Raw genomic sequence first — 16,578 nt, 5'->3', positions numbered from 1 at the left:
GATGCGCCGTTGCGGATCGGCGACGATGCCTTGCAGCAAGTTCAGCCAGTGAGCGGCCAGGCGTTCGATGGTGCCAGTGTCGAATAAATCAGTGGCATAGGTGAATGTGGCGGCCAATGCGCCCTGGGTCTCGTGCGTGCCAAGGGTCAGATCGAATTGCGCCGTGTGCGAGCTCCAATCCAGGCTCTCGACATGCAAGCCTGGCAGTTGCAACGCTTGGGCGGCATCGCCGCTCTGGTGATTGAACATCACCTGGAACAACGGACTGTGACTCATGTGTCGGTCCGGTGCGAGGGCTTGCACCAATTGCTCGAACGGCAAATCCTGGTGAGCCTGGGCGCCCAACGAAGCCTGCTTGACCTGCGCCAGCAATTGATCGAAAGGCATTGCCCCCTGAATCCGCGCATCCAGCACCTGGGTATTGACGAAGAAACCAATCAGGCCTTCGGTTTCAAGACGGTTGCGGTTGGCCACCGGCACGCCCACGCGGATGTCCGACTGGCCGCTGTAACGGTGCAGCAATACCTGGAATGAGGCGAGCAACAGCATGAACAAGGTGCAGCCTTCGCGCTGGGCCACGCGCTTGAGGCGTTCGGTCAGCCCGGCATCGATGGCGAGGTCCAGCCGCGCACCGCGGTAACTCTGCACCGCCGGACGAGCGCGGTCAGCAGGCAAAGGCAGCACTTCACCGCCATCACCCAGGCGTTCGGTCCAGTAACCCAATTGCCGCGCAAGCTCGCCGGCTTCCATCCATTTGCGCTGCCAGATCGCATAGTCGGCGTATTGAATCGGCAGCGCCTGCAGGTCCGGCGCCTGGCCGGTGCTGTGGGCAGCATAGAGTTTGACCAGGTCGTGAACCATGATCTGCGCCGATGCGCCGTCACAAATGATGTGGTGCTGGGTGAGCACCAGCACGTGGTCGTCCGGTGCCAGTTGCAACAGCTTGACCCGCAACAGCGGGCCCTGCTGCAAGTCGAACAGCGCAGTGATTTCAGTGTCAATCAACGCCTTGAGCGCTGCGGCGTCCGGCACCGCTTCCAGCACCACCGTCGTGACCGGCAGGCTCAGGCATGCGTGCGCAACCTGCAGCGGCCCTTCCGGCCCGTCGACAAACACCGTACGCAGCACCTCATGGCGCTCCAGCAATGCATCGAAGCTGCGCTGCAACGCCGGCACGTCCAGTGCACCGCGCAACCGCAGCGCCGTCGGCACATGGTAGGCCGCGCTGTGAGGGTCCAATTGCCAGAGGAACCACTGGCGCTCCTGGGCGTAGGACAGGCCGATATGCTCGAACTCGTCACGCATCGCCGGAATCGGCAACGCGGCAAAACTCATGTTTTTGCTGTGCAGCTTTTGCAGGAACGCTTGCCGTTGGGCGAGCGGCAAACGGATGAATCGCTGAACCAGAGACAGGTTATCGAGCTGAGTCATTTTCAAAGGGTCTCCAGGTCTGCCAGGAAATCATGCATCTCACTCAAGTCTTCGCTGGAGTGAGGTGTCAGGTGCACCGCCAGTTGCGCGGCGTACTCCGACAGCGATGGGGTTCGAAATAAAAGGTCCAGGGGCACGGCTGCACCTTGCTCCATTTGCAGGCGGGCTGTCGCTTGGGTCGCCAGCAAGGAATGCCCGCCCAATTCAAAGAAGTTGTCGTCGCGCCCTACCCGCGCAAGCTTGAGCACCTCTTGCCAGATCTGTGCGACGCTCTGCTCAAGCGCCCCTTGCGGCGCCACATAGGCCCGCAGCAACTGATTGGCGTCGGGCAGCGGCAAGGCTTTGCGGTCCAGCTTGCCGTTGGGCGTCAGCGGGAAGCGCTCAAGCAGCATCCAGTGCGCCGGAATCATGTAGTCCGGCAGGTCGCAGGCGAGCCGCGCCTTCAGCTCGTCGCGCAGCGCCACCAACGACTGCGCCTCGGCCGCCTCAGTACCGGCCGCAATCAGGTAGGCCACCAACTGCGTGCCACCCGGTCCTTGCTGAGGCACCACCACCGCCTCGCGGATCGCGTCCTGCGCCAACAGGCACGCTTCGATCTCTCCCAACTCGATGCGAAAGCCACGAATTTTCACCTGGTGGTCTGCCCGGCCGATGTACTCGATCACACCGTCGATGCGATGTCGCGCAAGATCACCGGTGCGGTACAGCCGTGTGCCATTGCCAAATGGATCCGGCAGGAAGCGTTCGGCGGTGAGCGCCGGCCGCTCGTGGTACCCGCGCGCCAGGCCATCACCGCCAATCAGCAATTCACCGATCAACCCGACAGGGTTCGGCGCGAAGTGCTCGCCGACGATGTACAGCGAGGTGTTGGCAATCGGCCGGCCGAGGTAAGGCAAGCGCTTGTCTGTGGTCAGTGGATAAGCCGCCGACCAGATCGTGGTTTCCGTGGGCCCATAGAGGTTCCAGACCGGGCCTGCGACCGCCAGCAAGCGCTCGGCCAGGTCCTCGGCCAATGCCTCGCCGCCACACAGGCATGTGCGTCCGGCAAGACGCTCGGCCATGGGATGCTCAAGCAACATGCGCCACGTCGACGGCGTGGCCTGCACGATACTGACCCGCTGCTGTTCGATAATCCCCAGCAATGCTTCAGGGTCGTGGGCGCTCTGTTTGTCCACCAGCACCACGGCCGCACCGCTGAACAGCGCGCCGTACAGTTCCAGGCCGAAAATATCGAACGAGAAGGTGGTCAGCGACAGCAGGCGGTCACTTGCCTCGATGCCTGGTTCGCGGGCCATGCTGGCAACGAAATTCACCAGGGCACCATGGCGTACCATCACACCCTTGGGCTTGCCGGTAGAGCCCGAGGTATAAATGGCGTAGCACAGGTTATCGCCGTCCACCGACACCTGCGGATTGGCCGCCTGTTCAGGGCTGACCGATTCATCCATTGCACTCGCCAAGACGGTGTGCACCCCTGCCGGAATCGGCAACTGGCGCAGCAACGATGCCTGGGTCAGAAGCAACTGCAACCCACTGTCTTCAATCATGTGGGCCAGGCGATCCACCGGATAGTGCGGATCGAGCGGCACGTAGGCGCCACCGGCCTTGAGGATCGCCAGCAGCCCGACGATCATGTCCACCCCACGCTCAAGGGCGATACCCACCGGTTGGTCAGCGCCGACACCGAGTTCAATCAAACGATGCGCCAGGCGATTGGCCTGGGTATTGAGTTGAGCGTAGGTCAGCGCCTGATCAGCAAACAGCAGCGCCGTGGCATCCGGCGTCTGCCGTGCCCGCGCCTCAAACAGACGATGAATGCAGTGCTCGCCCGGGTAGACGCTTGCGGTGGCGTTCCAGTCCTGCAATTGCTGGCGGGTTTCACTCGGGTCCAACAGCGTGAGGTCACCCAGTGGGCGTGCGGCATCGCTGCTCATTTGCAGCAGAAGACGCTTGAGGTGCACGCCGATCTGCTCCACCGACACAGGTGTGAAGCTCGCACATTGATAGCTGAACTGCACGGTCAGCTCGGCGCCCAGGCCCACCAGCAGGGTCAGCGGGTAGTTGGTTTGCTCCAGATTGCCCACGGCACCAAAGCGCAGACCCTGAGGCGAACCTTTCTCCAGGGCTTCTGAAATCGGATAGTTCTCAAACACCAGGATGTTGTCGAACAGCGCTTCACCACCCTGCCCCGCCCAGCGCTGGATATCGAACAACGCGGTGTGCTCGAAGTCCCGCAACGCCAGGTTCTGCGCCTGGACGCTGTGCAGCCAATCCCCCAGGCTCTGCTCGGAGCGCGGGCTGGCAATGACCGGCAAGGTGTTGATGAACAGGCCAATCTGTTGCTCGACGCCTGCCAGGTCCGCCGGGCGCCCCGACACGGTTGCGCCGAAGGCGACGCAGGACTTTGCGCTGTAACGCTGTAACAGCAACAGCCACGCAGCCTGGACCACAGTGTTGACGGTGACTTTCGCCTCTCGGGCAAAGTCGCCCAGACGGCGCGTTTGCTGCTCATCGAGGTGCAGGTGGTGGTGAGCGTAAAGGTGGGTGGCGATGGCCTGCGCCGGACGGGCAAACATCTGCGCCAGGCGAATCGGTTCATCCAGGGCGTGCAACTGCTCCTTCCAGAACGCTTCGCCGAGCGATGCGTCCTGCCGCTTCAGCCACGCGATGTAATCACGATACCGGCCAACGGGTCGTGCCACGGTTTCTGCGCTGTAGTGCTGTAACACTTCGCCGAGCAACTGCGCGCTGCTCCAGCCATCCATCAGGATGTGATGGTTGGTGTAGATCAGGTGATGACGATCAGTTGCCGTGCGTACCAGTACCAGGCGCATCAAGGGCGCGCAGTTCAGGTCCAGGCCTTGGGCGCGCTCTTCATCGGCAAGGGTTTGCAGTGCCGCATCCCGATCGGCGTGACCGCTCCAGTCGAGCACACGGAACGGCACCTGCACTTGACGCTGTACTACCTGCATCGGTTGTTCAAGATTGCCTTGCCAGATGAACCCGGTACGCAGGATGTCATGGGCATCCACCACGGCTTGCCAGGCCGCGCGGAAGCGTTGCGGATCGACGCCATCGATATCCAGGCGCATCTGGTTGATGTAATCGCCATTCCCCTGTTCGAGCAAGGTGTGGAACAGCATGCCCTGCTGCATCGGTGACAACGGGTAGATGTCATCGATGCCTTGAGGTTCGAGCACCAGCGCATCGAGTTGGGCCTGAGACAGTTGCGCCAACGGGAAATCCGACGGCGTCACTCCCCGGTTGGCGTTGTCACAGCAATGGCCGATCAGCACCGTCAGTTCTTGCACATAGTCGTCGGCCAGGCGCTGGATGGTCGCGGCATCGAACATCGCGCCGCTGTAGGTCCAGCTCAGGTCCAGTTCACCACCGAAGACTTTGCTGTTGAGCGCCAGCGGGTTGCCGAGCGGCCCCTGCAGGTTGACTTCTTCACCGCCGGATTCGCCGGTCGGCACAAACAGGGCGTCGTCGGCGGTATCGAAGCTGGCGTCGAACTGACCGAGATAGTTGAAGGTCAGGCACGGTAGTGGCAAGGCTTGCAGAGACTCCCGTGTCTGTTCATCGCCCAGGTACGCCAGTGCGCCGAAGCCGATGCCCCTATGCGGAATTGCCCGCAGCTGCTCCTTGATCTGCTTGAGCGACCCAGCGAGATCCGCAACCGGCGACAGCCGCGCCGGGAACGCGCTGGTGAACCAGCCCACGGTACGGGTCAGGTCGATGTGCTCGAACACGTCTTCGCGACCGTGCCCCTCAAGCAACACCAACGCATTGTCGTCACCGGTCCAGCGCGTTATCACCCGCGCCAGCGCGGTCAGCAATACGTCGTTGACCTGGGTGCGATAGGCCGCCGGCGCATCCTGCAACAGCTGGCGGGTCAGGGCCCGGTCCAGCTTGCTACGAAAGGTCAGGGCCTGATCATGTTGCTGCCCGCCGTTCGGACGGTCATACGGCAAGGCTGGCGAAGCGCCCTGCAACTGTTGTTGCCAGAAACCCAGCTCGGCCTGCAGCGCAGGGGTTGTGGCGTAGCCCTGCAATGCCGCCGCCCAGGCCTTGACCGCACTGGTCCTGGCCGGCAACTGCACACCTGCGCCTGAAAGGATTTGCCGGTAGGCGTTCTGCAGATCCTCGAACAGAATCCGCCACGACACGCCATCGACCACCAGGTGATGGATAATCAGCAACAGCCGTTGAGTGCCGTCCGCCAGGTTCGCCAGCACCGCGCGTATCAGCGAGCCACCGTTCAATTGCAGGCTGCGCTGGGCCTCGTCACCCAGTGCCTCAAGGGCTGCGAGGTCCGCGACCTCCACTGGCCATAGAAGCGTTTGATCCGTGTGCGCCGCGACGTCACGGTAGTGTGCCGACCAGCCGTCAGCCCGTTCGACGAAATCCAGGCGCAAGCTGTCGTGATGCGCCACCAAAGCCTCCAGCGCCTGCTCCAGTGCGTGTGCATCCAGTGCCTGCGCCGGCTTGAGCATCACCGACTGGTTCCAGTGGTGACGATCGGGAATTTCCTGAGCGAAGAATTGTTGATGAATCGGCAACAGCACCGTGGTGCCGGTTGCCGGTCGCTGATCGATCGACGGCAGCGTCTCACCGGCCTGTGCGACCACGGCCAGCGCCTGGATGCTCTGGTGCTGGAACAGGTCTTTGGGGCTGAAGCGAATCCCCGCCTGCCGCGCACGGCTGACCACCTGGATCGAAATGATCGAATCGCCACCCAGTTCGAAGAAGTTGTCGCTGATACCCACCTGCCCAAGCTTGAGCACGTCTTGCCAGATCGTCGCCAGTTGCTGCTCCAGCGCGTTGCGCGGAGCGACGTAGGCTTGTTGCAGTTGACTGACATCCGGTTTGGGCAGGTTCTTGCGATCCAGCTTGCCGTTCGGTGTCAGCGGCATGCGTTCCAGAGACAAGACATACGCCGGCACCATATGCGCCGGCAATGAAGCCTGGAGCTGCGCACGCAGGTCTTCGCTGAAACCGGCACGGGCTGAATCGCCGACCACGTAAGCCACCAGGCGCTTGCCGCTGCCGGCGCTGCCTTCCTGGGCCACGACCACCGCTTCGCGCACACCCTGGAGGGCTTGCAGCGCCGCTTCGACCTCACCCAGCTCGATGCGGAAACCGCGGATCTTCACCTGATTGTCGATACGATCCAGATAGTCGAACGTGCCGTCGGCGCGCTGGCGCACCAGGTCGCCTGTGCGGTAAAGCAGGCCGCCAGCGGCGCTGAACGGGTCAGCGACAAAACGCTCGGCGGTCAGCCCCGGTCGGTTGAGGTACCCACGGGCCAGGCCGGTGCCCCCCAGATACAGCTCACCGGCCATGCCTTGGGGCAACAGGTTCAGGTCGGTGTCGAGCACATAGGCGCTGCGGTCACCGATGCGGCTGCCGATCGGCGCGTAGGCAGCACCGCACGGCACCTCGCGACCGGCCTTCCAGATCAACGGGGTGACCACGGTTTCGGTCGGGCCGTAGCCGTTGATGATGTAGTCCGGATCGAGCGCACGCTTGACCCGCTCGAAACTGGCGTTCGGCACCGCGTCACCGCCAAAGCAATAGATGCGCACCTTCGGTGGATTGCCGACGCGCTCGGCATGTTCGGCCAGTTGTTGCAGGTACACCGGCGGGAACGCGACCACGGTCACGCCGTGTTCGATCATGGCGTTGTAGGTCTGCTCCGGCGTCCACAGCGTGTCGTCGCGAATCAGCAGCGAAGCCCCGTGAGTCAGGCTGGTCAGCCAGCGCTCGTGGGCACCGTCGAAGGCGAACGACATGAAGTGGAACTCACAGTCGCTGTCGCGCATTTCATATCGCTGGCCGATGGCCTGGCAATGCATGGCCAATGGACCGTGGGCAACGCTGACGCCTTTCGGATTGCCAGTGGAGCCGGAGGTGTAGATCACATACGCAAGGTTGTGCGAGTCGAGCTGCACCGAGGGTGCCTTGATCGACTGCTCACGCAGATCAAGACGGTCCAGCTCCAGCAAGGGTACCGATTCGGCAACCGGCAGCTGCGCCGACACCGACGAATCGCTGATCAGCAGCGCCAGCCCCGAATCCTCGATCAGGTAGGCCAGGCGCTCGCGCGGGTAGAGGGTGTCCAGCGGCACATAAGCGCCGCCGGCCTTGAGCACCGCCAGCAACGCCACAATTACCGACTCGCTGCGCGGCAACGCCACACCCACACGGGTTTCAGCGCCAACGCCGCGGGCGATCAGCGCGTGGGCCAGTTGGTTGGCGCGCTGGTCGATTTCACCGTAGCTGAACTGCCGATCGTTGAAAATCACCGCTGTGCGTTGCGGGCGCTCGGCCGCCAGGGTGGCAATGCGCTGATGCACGCCGATGTCCACCGGGTACGGCTGTGGATGGTTCTGCGCTTGCTGGCGGGCCTGTTCGTCGCGGCTTGCCAGGGCGATTTCACCCAGGTTGCGTTCTGCCGACTCGGCAAACTGCTCAAGCAGTTGCAGCAAATGCGCACTGATGCCTTCGACCACCTCGCTCGCGAATTGGCCGCGGTCGAAGCTGTAATGCAACGCCAGCTGCCGGCCGAGGGTCACCGCCACGCTCAACGCGTAGTGCGTCTGTTCCAGGTTGCCCACATCGCCGAACACCAGACCCTGCCCGGCCTGGCTCAGCGCCTGGGCTACCGGATAGTTTTCGAACACCAGGATATTGTCGAACAGCGCTTCACCGCCCTGCCCGGCCCAACGTTGGATGTCCGCCAGCGGCGTGTGTTCGAAGTCACGCAGGCTGAGATTCTGCGCCTGCACCGTTTGCAACCATTGGCCGACGCTTTGATCGGGACGCGGTGCGCCGATCACCGGGAGGGTGTTGATGAACAGGCCGACCTGTTGCTCGATGCCGGGCAAGTCTGCCGGACGTCCAGCCACGGTCGCGCCGAACGCCACCGCTTCGTGCCCGGTATAGCGTTGCAGCAACAGCAGCCACGCGGCTTGCACGAGGGTGTTGACGGTGATTTTCTGCTGGCGGGCAAACGCTTCCAGCGCCTGGGTGCGTTGCTCGTCCAGCGTCAGGTAATGATCGTCGTGACCGCTCTGGCGCGCGCCTGCGGTGGCCGCGCGGGCCAGCCGGGTCGGCGCTTGCAGCGCGGCCAGTTGTTCGCTCCAGAAGTCCTGGCTCAACTGGGCGTCCTGACGTTGCAGCCAGGCGATGTAGTCGCGATAGCGGCCGCCGGCATTCGCCGGTGTGCGGCCGCTATAGCGCTGCAATACTTCGCCGAGCAACTGCGAGTTGCTCCAGCCGTCCATCAGGATGTGGTGATGGGTGTAAATCAGGTGCCATTGGTCACTGCCGGTCTGCACCAGTACCAGGCGCAGCAGGGGTGCACAGGCCAGGTCAAACCCTTGCGCTCGTTCGGCATCGGCCAGCGCCGCGAGGGCCGCCGGCTGATCGTCGCGGGCCCGCCAATCCAGGGTGGCGAACGGCAGTTGCACCTGCTTGTGCACGATCTGCAGCGGTTGCGCCAGCTCGCCCTGCCAGACGAAACCGCTGCGCAGGATGTCTTGCGCATCGACGGTGGCCTGCCAAGCGGCGCGGAAACGCTCGGGATCCAGGCCCTGCACGTCGACGCGCAACTGGTTGATGTACTCACCCGCCGCCTGTTCGTACAGGGTATGGAACAGCAACCCTTGCTGCATGGGCGACAGCGGATAGAGATCGTCGAGCTGGCCGGCCGGCACCGGCAGCGCATCCAGTTGCGCCTGGGTCACCCGCGCCAGCGGGAAGTCCGATGGCGTGGCTTGCGCGGCCGGCAAGGTGCAGCAGTGTTCGATCAGTGCATGCAGCTCGCTGGCATAGCGGTCCACCAGTTGCTGCACGGTCGCGCTGTCGAACATCTCGCGGCTGAAGCCCCAGCTCATCGACAGTTCGCCGCCATAGACCTGGCCTTCAACCGTCAGCCAGTTGGCCAATGGTGCCGCCAGGTCCTGTGCCACACCGCTGGTTTCGGCAGACGGCACAAACAAGGCCGCGTCGTCGAACTGACGGTCGAACTGGCCCAGGTAGTTGAAGGTGATCCGCGGTGGCGCCAGTGCCGCCAGCTCGGCGCGTATTGCCGGGGCCGCCAGATGACGCAGCACGCCATAGCCCAGGCCTTTGTCCGGCACCGCGCGCAGTTGCTCCTTGATCGACTTGATCGAACCGTCGAGGTCATCGCTGGCGGTGAGGTTGACCGCGAACAGGCTGGTGAACCAACCCACGGTGCGACTCAGGCCGATGTCATCGAACAGGTCTTCGCGGCCATGGCCTTCAAGCTCGATCAGCGTGCCTGCCTGACCGCTCCAGCGACTGATGGTGCGGGCCAACGCGGTGAGCAGCAGGTCATTGACCTGCGTGCGGTACGCGGCGGGCGCCTGTTGCAGCAACTGACGGGTCCGTGCGGCGTCGAGTCGCCACTCGATTTTTTCACCCTGCGCATTTTGCAGGCTGGCGTCAGGTCGGTCGCACGGCAGATCCTTCGCATCCTGATGCTGGGTTTTCCAGTACATCAGTTGTTCATCGAAGCGCTGCACTTGCTGTTCGAGCCGCGCAGTCCAACCCTGGAATGCACTGGTTTTCGGCGGCAGCTCAATGCCGCCGCCTGCCGCCAATTGTTCGTAAGCCTGCTGCAGATCTTCCAGTAATACGCGCCAGGACACACCGTCGACCACCAGGTGGTGAACGATCAGCGCCAGGCGCTGGCTGCCATCGGCCAGCGTGACCAGCAAGGCTCGCAACAGCGGGCCGTTTTGCAGGTCAAGGCTGCGCTGCGCCTCGTTGCACAAGGTATTCAGGTGTTCCGCCGACTCGGCATCGCGTAGCCACAGATCAGCGCTGGCCACTGGAGCATCGTGGTTTTGCTGCCAGCCCTCGGTGCTTTCGGTAAAACGCAGGCGCAAGGCATCGTGGTGATTGATGATGTGCGTCAGCGCTGTATCGAGCCACTGCGCATTCAAGGCCTCACGGGGAGTCAGCAGCAGCGATTGGTTCCAGTGTTCGCGCACCGGCATCCCGCGGCTGAAGAAATGCTGCTGGATCGGCCCGAGCACGGCATCACCGCTCACCGGCCCCTGATCCACCGCCGAGCGTTTATCGAGGGTGGCGACCAGTGCCAGGCTGCGCACGGTCTGGTACTGGAACAGGTCACGCGGGCTGACGCGGATGCCGGCCTGCCGCGCACGGCTGACCACCTGGATGGAGATGATCGAATCGCCGCCCAGCTCGAAGAAGTTGTCTTCGAGGCCGACGCGCTCAAGACCGAGCACATCCTCCCAGATCGCCGCCAGGGCTTTTTGCAATGCATCCTGTGGCGCCACAAACGCCTGCTGCGGCGCAGCTTCCGGCAACGGCAAGGCCTTGCGGTCGAGCTTGCCGTTGGCGGTCACCGGCAATTTCACCAGCGGCATCAGGTGGGTGGGCACCATGTATTCCGGCAGGCTGTTCAACAGCCACGCCTTGAGCTCCGGTTGCCACGGCGTGGCAGGCTCGCCTCCCTCCAGCACCAGGTAAGCAACCAACTGTTTGCCCCCCTGCACCAGCACCACGGCCTCGCGCACCAGCGGGTGTTGCATCAGGCGGGTCTCGATCTCACCCAGTTCGATGCGCAGGCCGCGCAGCTTGACCTGATGATCGAGGCGGCCGAGGTATTCGATCACACCGTCGGCGCGCTGGCGCACCCGGTCGCCGGTCCGGTACAGCCGCGCACCGTCATTGAACGGGCACGGCACAAAACGCTCGGCGGTGAGCGCCGGGCGGCGGTGGTAACTGCGGGCCAGCCCGGTGCCACCGAGGTAAAGCTCACCGCTGACGCCTGCCGGCACAGGGTTGAGTTGCGCGTCGAGGATGTAGGTTCCCAGATTGGCAATGGGGCGGCCGATGGGCACGCTGTCGGCACCTTCGTCGATGCAGGTCCAATGGGTGACGTCGATGGCCGCTTCCGTCGGGCCGTAGAGGTTGTACAACCCGGCGCCCGGAAGCTTGGCGAACACCTGCAACTGCGCATCCAGCGCCAGCGCTTCACCACTGCATACGATGCGCTTGAGGCTGGCGCAGGCCTGCACGCCCGGCTCGTGGATAAATGCCTGCAGCATCGACGGTACAAAGTGCAGCGTGGTGATAGCGTGCTCGCCAATGGTCTCGATCAGGCGAGCCGGTTCGCGATGCTCGCCGGGTGCTGCGACCACCAGCCGTGCGCCGCTCATCAACGGCCAGAAGAACTCCCACACCGACACGTCAAAGCTGAACGGGGTTTTCTGCAACACTGCGTCGCTGGCATCCAGGCCATAAGCCTGCTGCATCCAGCACAGGCGGTTGACCAACGCACGATGGCTGTTGCCGGCGCCCTTGGGTTTGCCGGTGGAGCCGGAGGTGTAGATCACATAGGCGAGGTTCAGCGCGTGCACGTTGACGGCCAGAGGCTCGCGGCCGTAATCGTCGAGCCAGCCTTGTGCCTGGTCGAGTGCGATGACGTTGATGCCGTCGACCGGCAAGGTCGACAGCAGGCTCTGCTGGCTGAGCAGCAGCCCGATGCCGCTGTCTTCGATCATGTAAGCCAGGCGTTCGCGGGGGTATTCAGGGTCCAGCGGGACGTAGGCGCCGCCGGCCTTGAGAATCGCCAGCAGGCCGACCACCATTTCGATGGAGCGCTCGATGCAGATCCCCACCAGTACGTCCGGGCCAACACCCTGCTCGCGCAGGGCATGGGCCAACTGGTTGGCGCGCGCGTCGAGCTGCGCGTAGGTCAACTGCGTCGCGCCGAACACCAGGGCAACGGCGTGCGGAGTGCGTTGTACCTGGTCTTCGATCAGGTGGTGGATGCCACGTTCGGTCGGGTACGCCTCGGCCGTCTGGTTCCAGTCATGCACCAGCACGTGCTGCTCTGCGGCGGCGAGCATCGGCAGTTCACCGATGCGCTGGCTGCCATCGGCGACCATCGCCTGCAGCAGGCTGAGCCAGTGCCGGGCCATGCGCTCGATGGTGGCGGCGTCGAACAGGTCATTGGCATAGGTCAGCGCGGCGTGCAGGGTGCCGGACTTCTCGTAGGTGTCCAGGCTCAGGTCAAACTGGGTGGTACGGCCTTGCCATTGCACCAGGGACAGTTCAAGCCCGGAGGCGGTGTTGACCGCGGCGATGTCCGCCACTTGCGGCTGATGGTTGTACATCACCTGGAACAGCGGCGTGTGGCTCAGGCTGCGCTCGACTTTCAAGGCTTCTACCAGGCGTTCGAACGGCAATTCCTGATGGGCCTGGGCGCCCAGTGCGTGTTCCTTGATGCCTTGCAGCAATTCGTCGACGCGGATTTGCCCGGTCAGTTCGGTGCGCAACACCTGGGTATTGACGAAGAAACCGATCAGCCCTTCGACTTCGCTGCGGTTGCGGTTGGCAATCGGCACGCCAACCCGAATGTCGCCCTGCCCGGTGTAGCGATGCAGCAGCACGTTGAACGCGCCGAGCAGCAACATGAACAAGGTCACATTGTGTTTTTGCGCGCAACTGCGCAACTGCGCAGCCAGCGCCGGATCAATCGCAAAATCATGCCGGGTGCCCTGGTAGCTGGGCATCGCCGGGCGTGGATGGTCGATGGGCAGTTCCAGTACCGGGTGCTCATCTCCCAGGCGTGCCTGCCAGTATTCCAGCTGACGAGCCTGCTCGCCGGCCTCCAGCCAGCGGCGCTGCCACAGGGCGTAGTCGCTGTACTGGATCGGCAAGGCCGGCAGTTGCGGCGGCTCGTTGCGCTCATGGGCGTCGTAGCAGCGAATGAACTCGTCGATCAACACGTTCATCGACCAGCCGTCGGACACGATGTGGTGCAAGGTCAGCAGCAGCACGTGTTCCTGCTCGGCCAGCTTGAGCAATTGCACCCGCAGCAGCGGGCCGTTGGCCAGGTCGAAGGGCAACAGCGACTGACGGGTAGCGGCCTGCATCACCGCCTGCTCACGCTCGGCGGGTGCCAGGGCGCTGAAGTCCAACTGTTCGACAACCAGCGGCGACTGTGCGGCCACTTGCAACAGACGATCATCCGCCTGGCGCTGGAACACCGTGCGCAACGTCTCATGGCGGGCCACCAGGCTGGCGAACGCCTGCTCGATCGCCGGCAGGCTCAAGGCGCCCTTGAGCCGTACCGCGCCGGGCAGGTTATAGGCGCCACTGGCCGGATCCAGTTGCCACAGAAACCACATCCGCTGCTGCGCATAGGACAGCGCCTGCCGGTCCTCGGCCTCCACCCCTGCCGGGATCGGAAACCGGGAAAAATCCACCCCTTCCTTGTGTAGCGCCTGGAGGAACATCTGGCGTTTTTCCAGGGGCAACCCGATAAACCGGCGAGCAAGTTTCAAGGAGTCTTCAGCGTTCATTTCTTGGGATCCGGGGCAATAGGCAGGAAGCACAAAGGCACGTCGTCCCTATAAAACGAATCCGGAAGGGAAAAATTAGCGGGGGATTGGGGGCGCAGACCACGGTGTCATCAAGGGTTACATCAAACACCGAGAGGCTCGGCGCGGCTGTCCTATCATTGACGCAACCCATCAATTGCAACTACATTTAGTTGCAGGCGAGAATCGCCGTGTCGAAAAATGAAAAGCTGCTGGCCAAACTGCTCAATGAGCAATCGGCCTTTACCTGGCCCGAACTCGTCACGCTGCTGCGGCGCCTGGGATACACGCAAATCGAAGGGGCGGGTAGCCGGGTCAGGTTCGACATAGGCGACCCCAGTGCAATGATCACCCTGCACAAGCCTCACCCCGGCAACGAACTGAAACACTACATTCGGCGCCAGATCATCGAACAATTGAAATCAGGAGAACTGATTCAGTGAACAACCAGCTGAAACACAAAGGCTACATCGGCTCCATCGAAGCCAGCATCGAAGACAACTGCCTGTTCGGAAAGCTGCTTTTCATCAAGGCCCTGGTCAGCTACGAGGGCAAAACCGTCGCCGAACTGGACGCCGCCTTTTGCACCGCCGTGGACGACTACATCGAGACCTGCCAGGCCCTTGGGCAAGCACCGGAAAAGCCCTGCAAGGGTTCGTTCAACGTCCGTGTCGGCCATGACCTCCACCTGGCCGCCGCGCTTGCCGCGACCCGGCAAAAAGTCACGTTGAACGATCTCACGCGCCAGGCGCTGAACGAATTCCTGCAACATCGCGGCGCACTGGTGACCGGGTAATCACCCCAGCCGCCGATACCCCAGCACCGCCGCCCCAAGCACCACCGCACCCGCCGCCAGCGCCACCCAGAACCCGCTGGGTGCGCCGAAGCGGTCGATCATCCAGCCGGAGCTGGCAGCACCAATGGCCACGCCGATGCTCAGGCCGGTGATCAGCCAGGTCATGCCTTCGGTCAAGCGGCTGGGCGGAACGATTTGTTCCACCAGGGCCATGGACACGATCAGGGTCGGGGCGAAGAACAGGCCGGAGATGAAGATCGCGGCCGCCAACCCCGGAATATTCGTCACCAGCAACAACGGCAACGTGGTCACGGCGGTGGCCACGCCGCAGTACAAGAACTGGCGCGGCAGCGGTGCTTTCAACTTGAGCGCACCGAACGCCAGCCCGGCCAGACACGAACCGATGGCGTATACCGACAATACAATGCTCGCCGCGGCGGGCTGGCCCTGATGCTGGGCGAACGCGACACTGACCACATCCACCACCCCAACGATGATGCCCATGGCCATCAACAGCACCATCAGGATCAACACCGAGGGCGAGGCGATCAGCCAACGGCCGTGCTCGGCGTGATGTTCATGCACCGGTGGCTCGGTCTGGCGTTGCAGCACAAAGGCGGTCACGCCCACTGCCAGAAACAGCGCGGCAATCAACGGCCCCGCTTCGGGGAACAGCAGCACGCACAGACCCACCGAGACCGGCGGGCCAATAATGAACACCACCTCGTCGAGCACCGACTCCAGGGCAAACGCCGTTTGCAGTTTGGGCTGGCCGCGATACAGCTCGGTCCAGCGCGCCCGCACCATGGCCGACATGTTGGGCATGCAGCCGGCCAGGGCGGCAAAGACGAACAGCGTCCACGTTGGCGCCTGCACCCGGGTGCAGAGCAACAGCAGCAACAGCGCGCCGCCACCGATGGACGCGGCCACCGGCAACACCCGGCCCTGGCCATAACGGTCCACCAACCGTGAGACCTGGGGCGCGCAAAACGCGGTGGCCAGGGCGAAGGTAGCGGTCACCGCACCGGCCAAACCGTAACCGCCGTGCACTTGCGACAGCATGGTGATCAAGCCGATCCCGGTCATGGAGATCGGCATGCGGGCCAGCATGCCCGCCAATACAAAAGCCCTGGAACCTGGCGCCTGGAACAGCTCGGCGTAGGGGTTTGCCATGGTGTGTAACCTCTTCCTGAGCGCCCTGAAACTTGCTATTCGAGGTTTTCGGGGCAAAATACATACGGTGCGTATGTGACAAATCATGCGTAACATACGCGTCGTATGTCAATCACCTATTGTGAGCCTTACCCATGAGCCGAGCCCGTGCCGACATGATCGAAGACACCCGCGCCCGCCTGATCGCCAGCGCCCGCCAGGCCTTCGCCACACAAGGCTACGCCCAGACGTCGATGGACGATTTCACCGCTCGCGCCGGCCTGACCCGGGGTGCGTTGTACCATCATTTTGGCGACAAGAAAGGCTTGCTCGCGGCAGTGGTTGCGCAGCTCGACGGTGAAATGGACGCGAGCCTGCAACGTATCTCGGAGCAGGCGGTTGATCCTTGGGAAGGGTTTTGCGAGCGCTGCCGGGTTTATTTGCGCATGGCTCAGGATCCCGAGGTCCAGCGCATCGTATTGCAGGATGCCCCGGCGGTGCTGGGCGCAACTGACCAGCAGCAATGCGTGGACTCGCTGCGCCAGCTGCTCGATGACCTGATGCAAGCGGGCCTCATCGAGCAGGCGTGCAGCCAGGCGCTGGCGAGGCTGATCAATGGCAGCCTGGTGAGCGCATCGTTGTGGATCGCCCAGGATGGAGACTCGGGTGTGCGGCTGGAAGAGGCTCTGCGAGGGCTGGAGTTGTTGTTGCGCGGGTTGAAGCCCAATGCCGTGTGCTGAACGAGTGCGGCGGGGGTGGTCAGGATCCAGGGGGGCATATCCATTATTTAGGTAACGGCCACCTATGGTT

At 63.2% G+C, this 16,578-nt stretch carries 6 protein-coding genes; 3 read left to right on the top strand and 3 right to left on the bottom strand.

Going from position 1 to position 16,578, the window contains the following annotated elements; genetic code table 11:
• Both HX807_RS31050 and HX807_RS31045 read right to left on the bottom strand, forming a co-directional pair.
• On the bottom strand, window positions 1-1,431 hold a 1,431-nt coding region (locus HX807_RS31050; RefSeq protein ID WP_256349620.1), incomplete at its 3' end, for a condensation domain-containing protein.
• 2 nt (window positions 1,432-1,433) lie between these two features.
• Window positions 1,434-13,802 (bottom strand): non-ribosomal peptide synthase/polyketide synthase, encoded by a 12,369-nt coding sequence (locus tag HX807_RS31045; protein ID WP_177052141.1) that lies wholly within the window; start codon window positions 13,800-13,802, stop codon window positions 1,434-1,436.
• Between the two features lie 209 nt (window positions 13,803-14,011).
• Between HX807_RS31045 and HX807_RS31040 the strand changes: the two genes are divergently transcribed.
• Complete coding sequence (locus HX807_RS31040) at window positions 14,012-14,263, top strand: type II toxin-antitoxin system HicA family toxin (RefSeq protein ID WP_063028501.1); 252 nt, start codon at window positions 14,012-14,014, stop codon at window positions 14,261-14,263.
• On the top strand, window positions 14,260-14,616 hold the full coding sequence (locus HX807_RS31035) for a type II toxin-antitoxin system HicB family antitoxin (protein WP_003208166.1): 357 nt from the start codon (window positions 14,260-14,262) through the stop codon (window positions 14,614-14,616). Before HX807_RS31040 ends, HX807_RS31035 begins: the two co-directional genes overlap by 4 nt.
• On the opposite strand, the gene HX807_RS31030 is transcribed toward HX807_RS31035, so the two are convergent.
• Window positions 14,617-15,789 carry an MFS transporter gene (locus HX807_RS31030; protein WP_102369571.1) on the bottom strand — a complete coding sequence of 391 codons (1,173 nt, stop codon included), beginning with the start codon at window positions 15,787-15,789 and terminating at the stop codon, window positions 14,617-14,619.
• Window positions 15,790-15,923: 134 nt separating this feature from the next.
• On the opposite strand from HX807_RS31030, the gene HX807_RS31025 reads away from it, so the two are divergent.
• On the top strand, window positions 15,924-16,508 hold the full coding sequence (locus HX807_RS31025) for a TetR/AcrR family transcriptional regulator (RefSeq protein ID WP_102605419.1): 585 nt from the start codon (window positions 15,924-15,926) through the stop codon (window positions 16,506-16,508).
• Window positions 16,509-16,578 lie beyond the last annotated feature (70 nt).

Origin of the sequence: Pseudomonas sp. D8002, from assembly GCF_013385695.1 — a bacterium.
Taxonomy (GTDB): domain Bacteria; phylum Pseudomonadota; class Gammaproteobacteria; order Pseudomonadales; family Pseudomonadaceae; genus Aquipseudomonas.
This window is presented reverse-complemented; position numbering and strand designations above follow the sequence as displayed.

Bases quoted from the DNA above. Each gene is read 5' to 3' on its own strand.
- HX807_RS31030 (WP_102369571.1), bottom strand. From the start codon at position 15,789: ATGGCAAACCCCTACGCCGAGCTGTTCCAGGCGCCAGGTTCCAGGGCT.
- HX807_RS31045 (WP_177052141.1), bottom strand. From the start codon at position 13,802: ATGAACGCTGAAGACTCCTTGAAACTTGCTCGCCGGTTTATCGGGTTG.
- HX807_RS31025 (WP_102605419.1), top strand. From the start codon at position 15,924: ATGAGCCGAGCCCGTGCCGACATGATCGAAGACACCCGCGCCCGCCTG.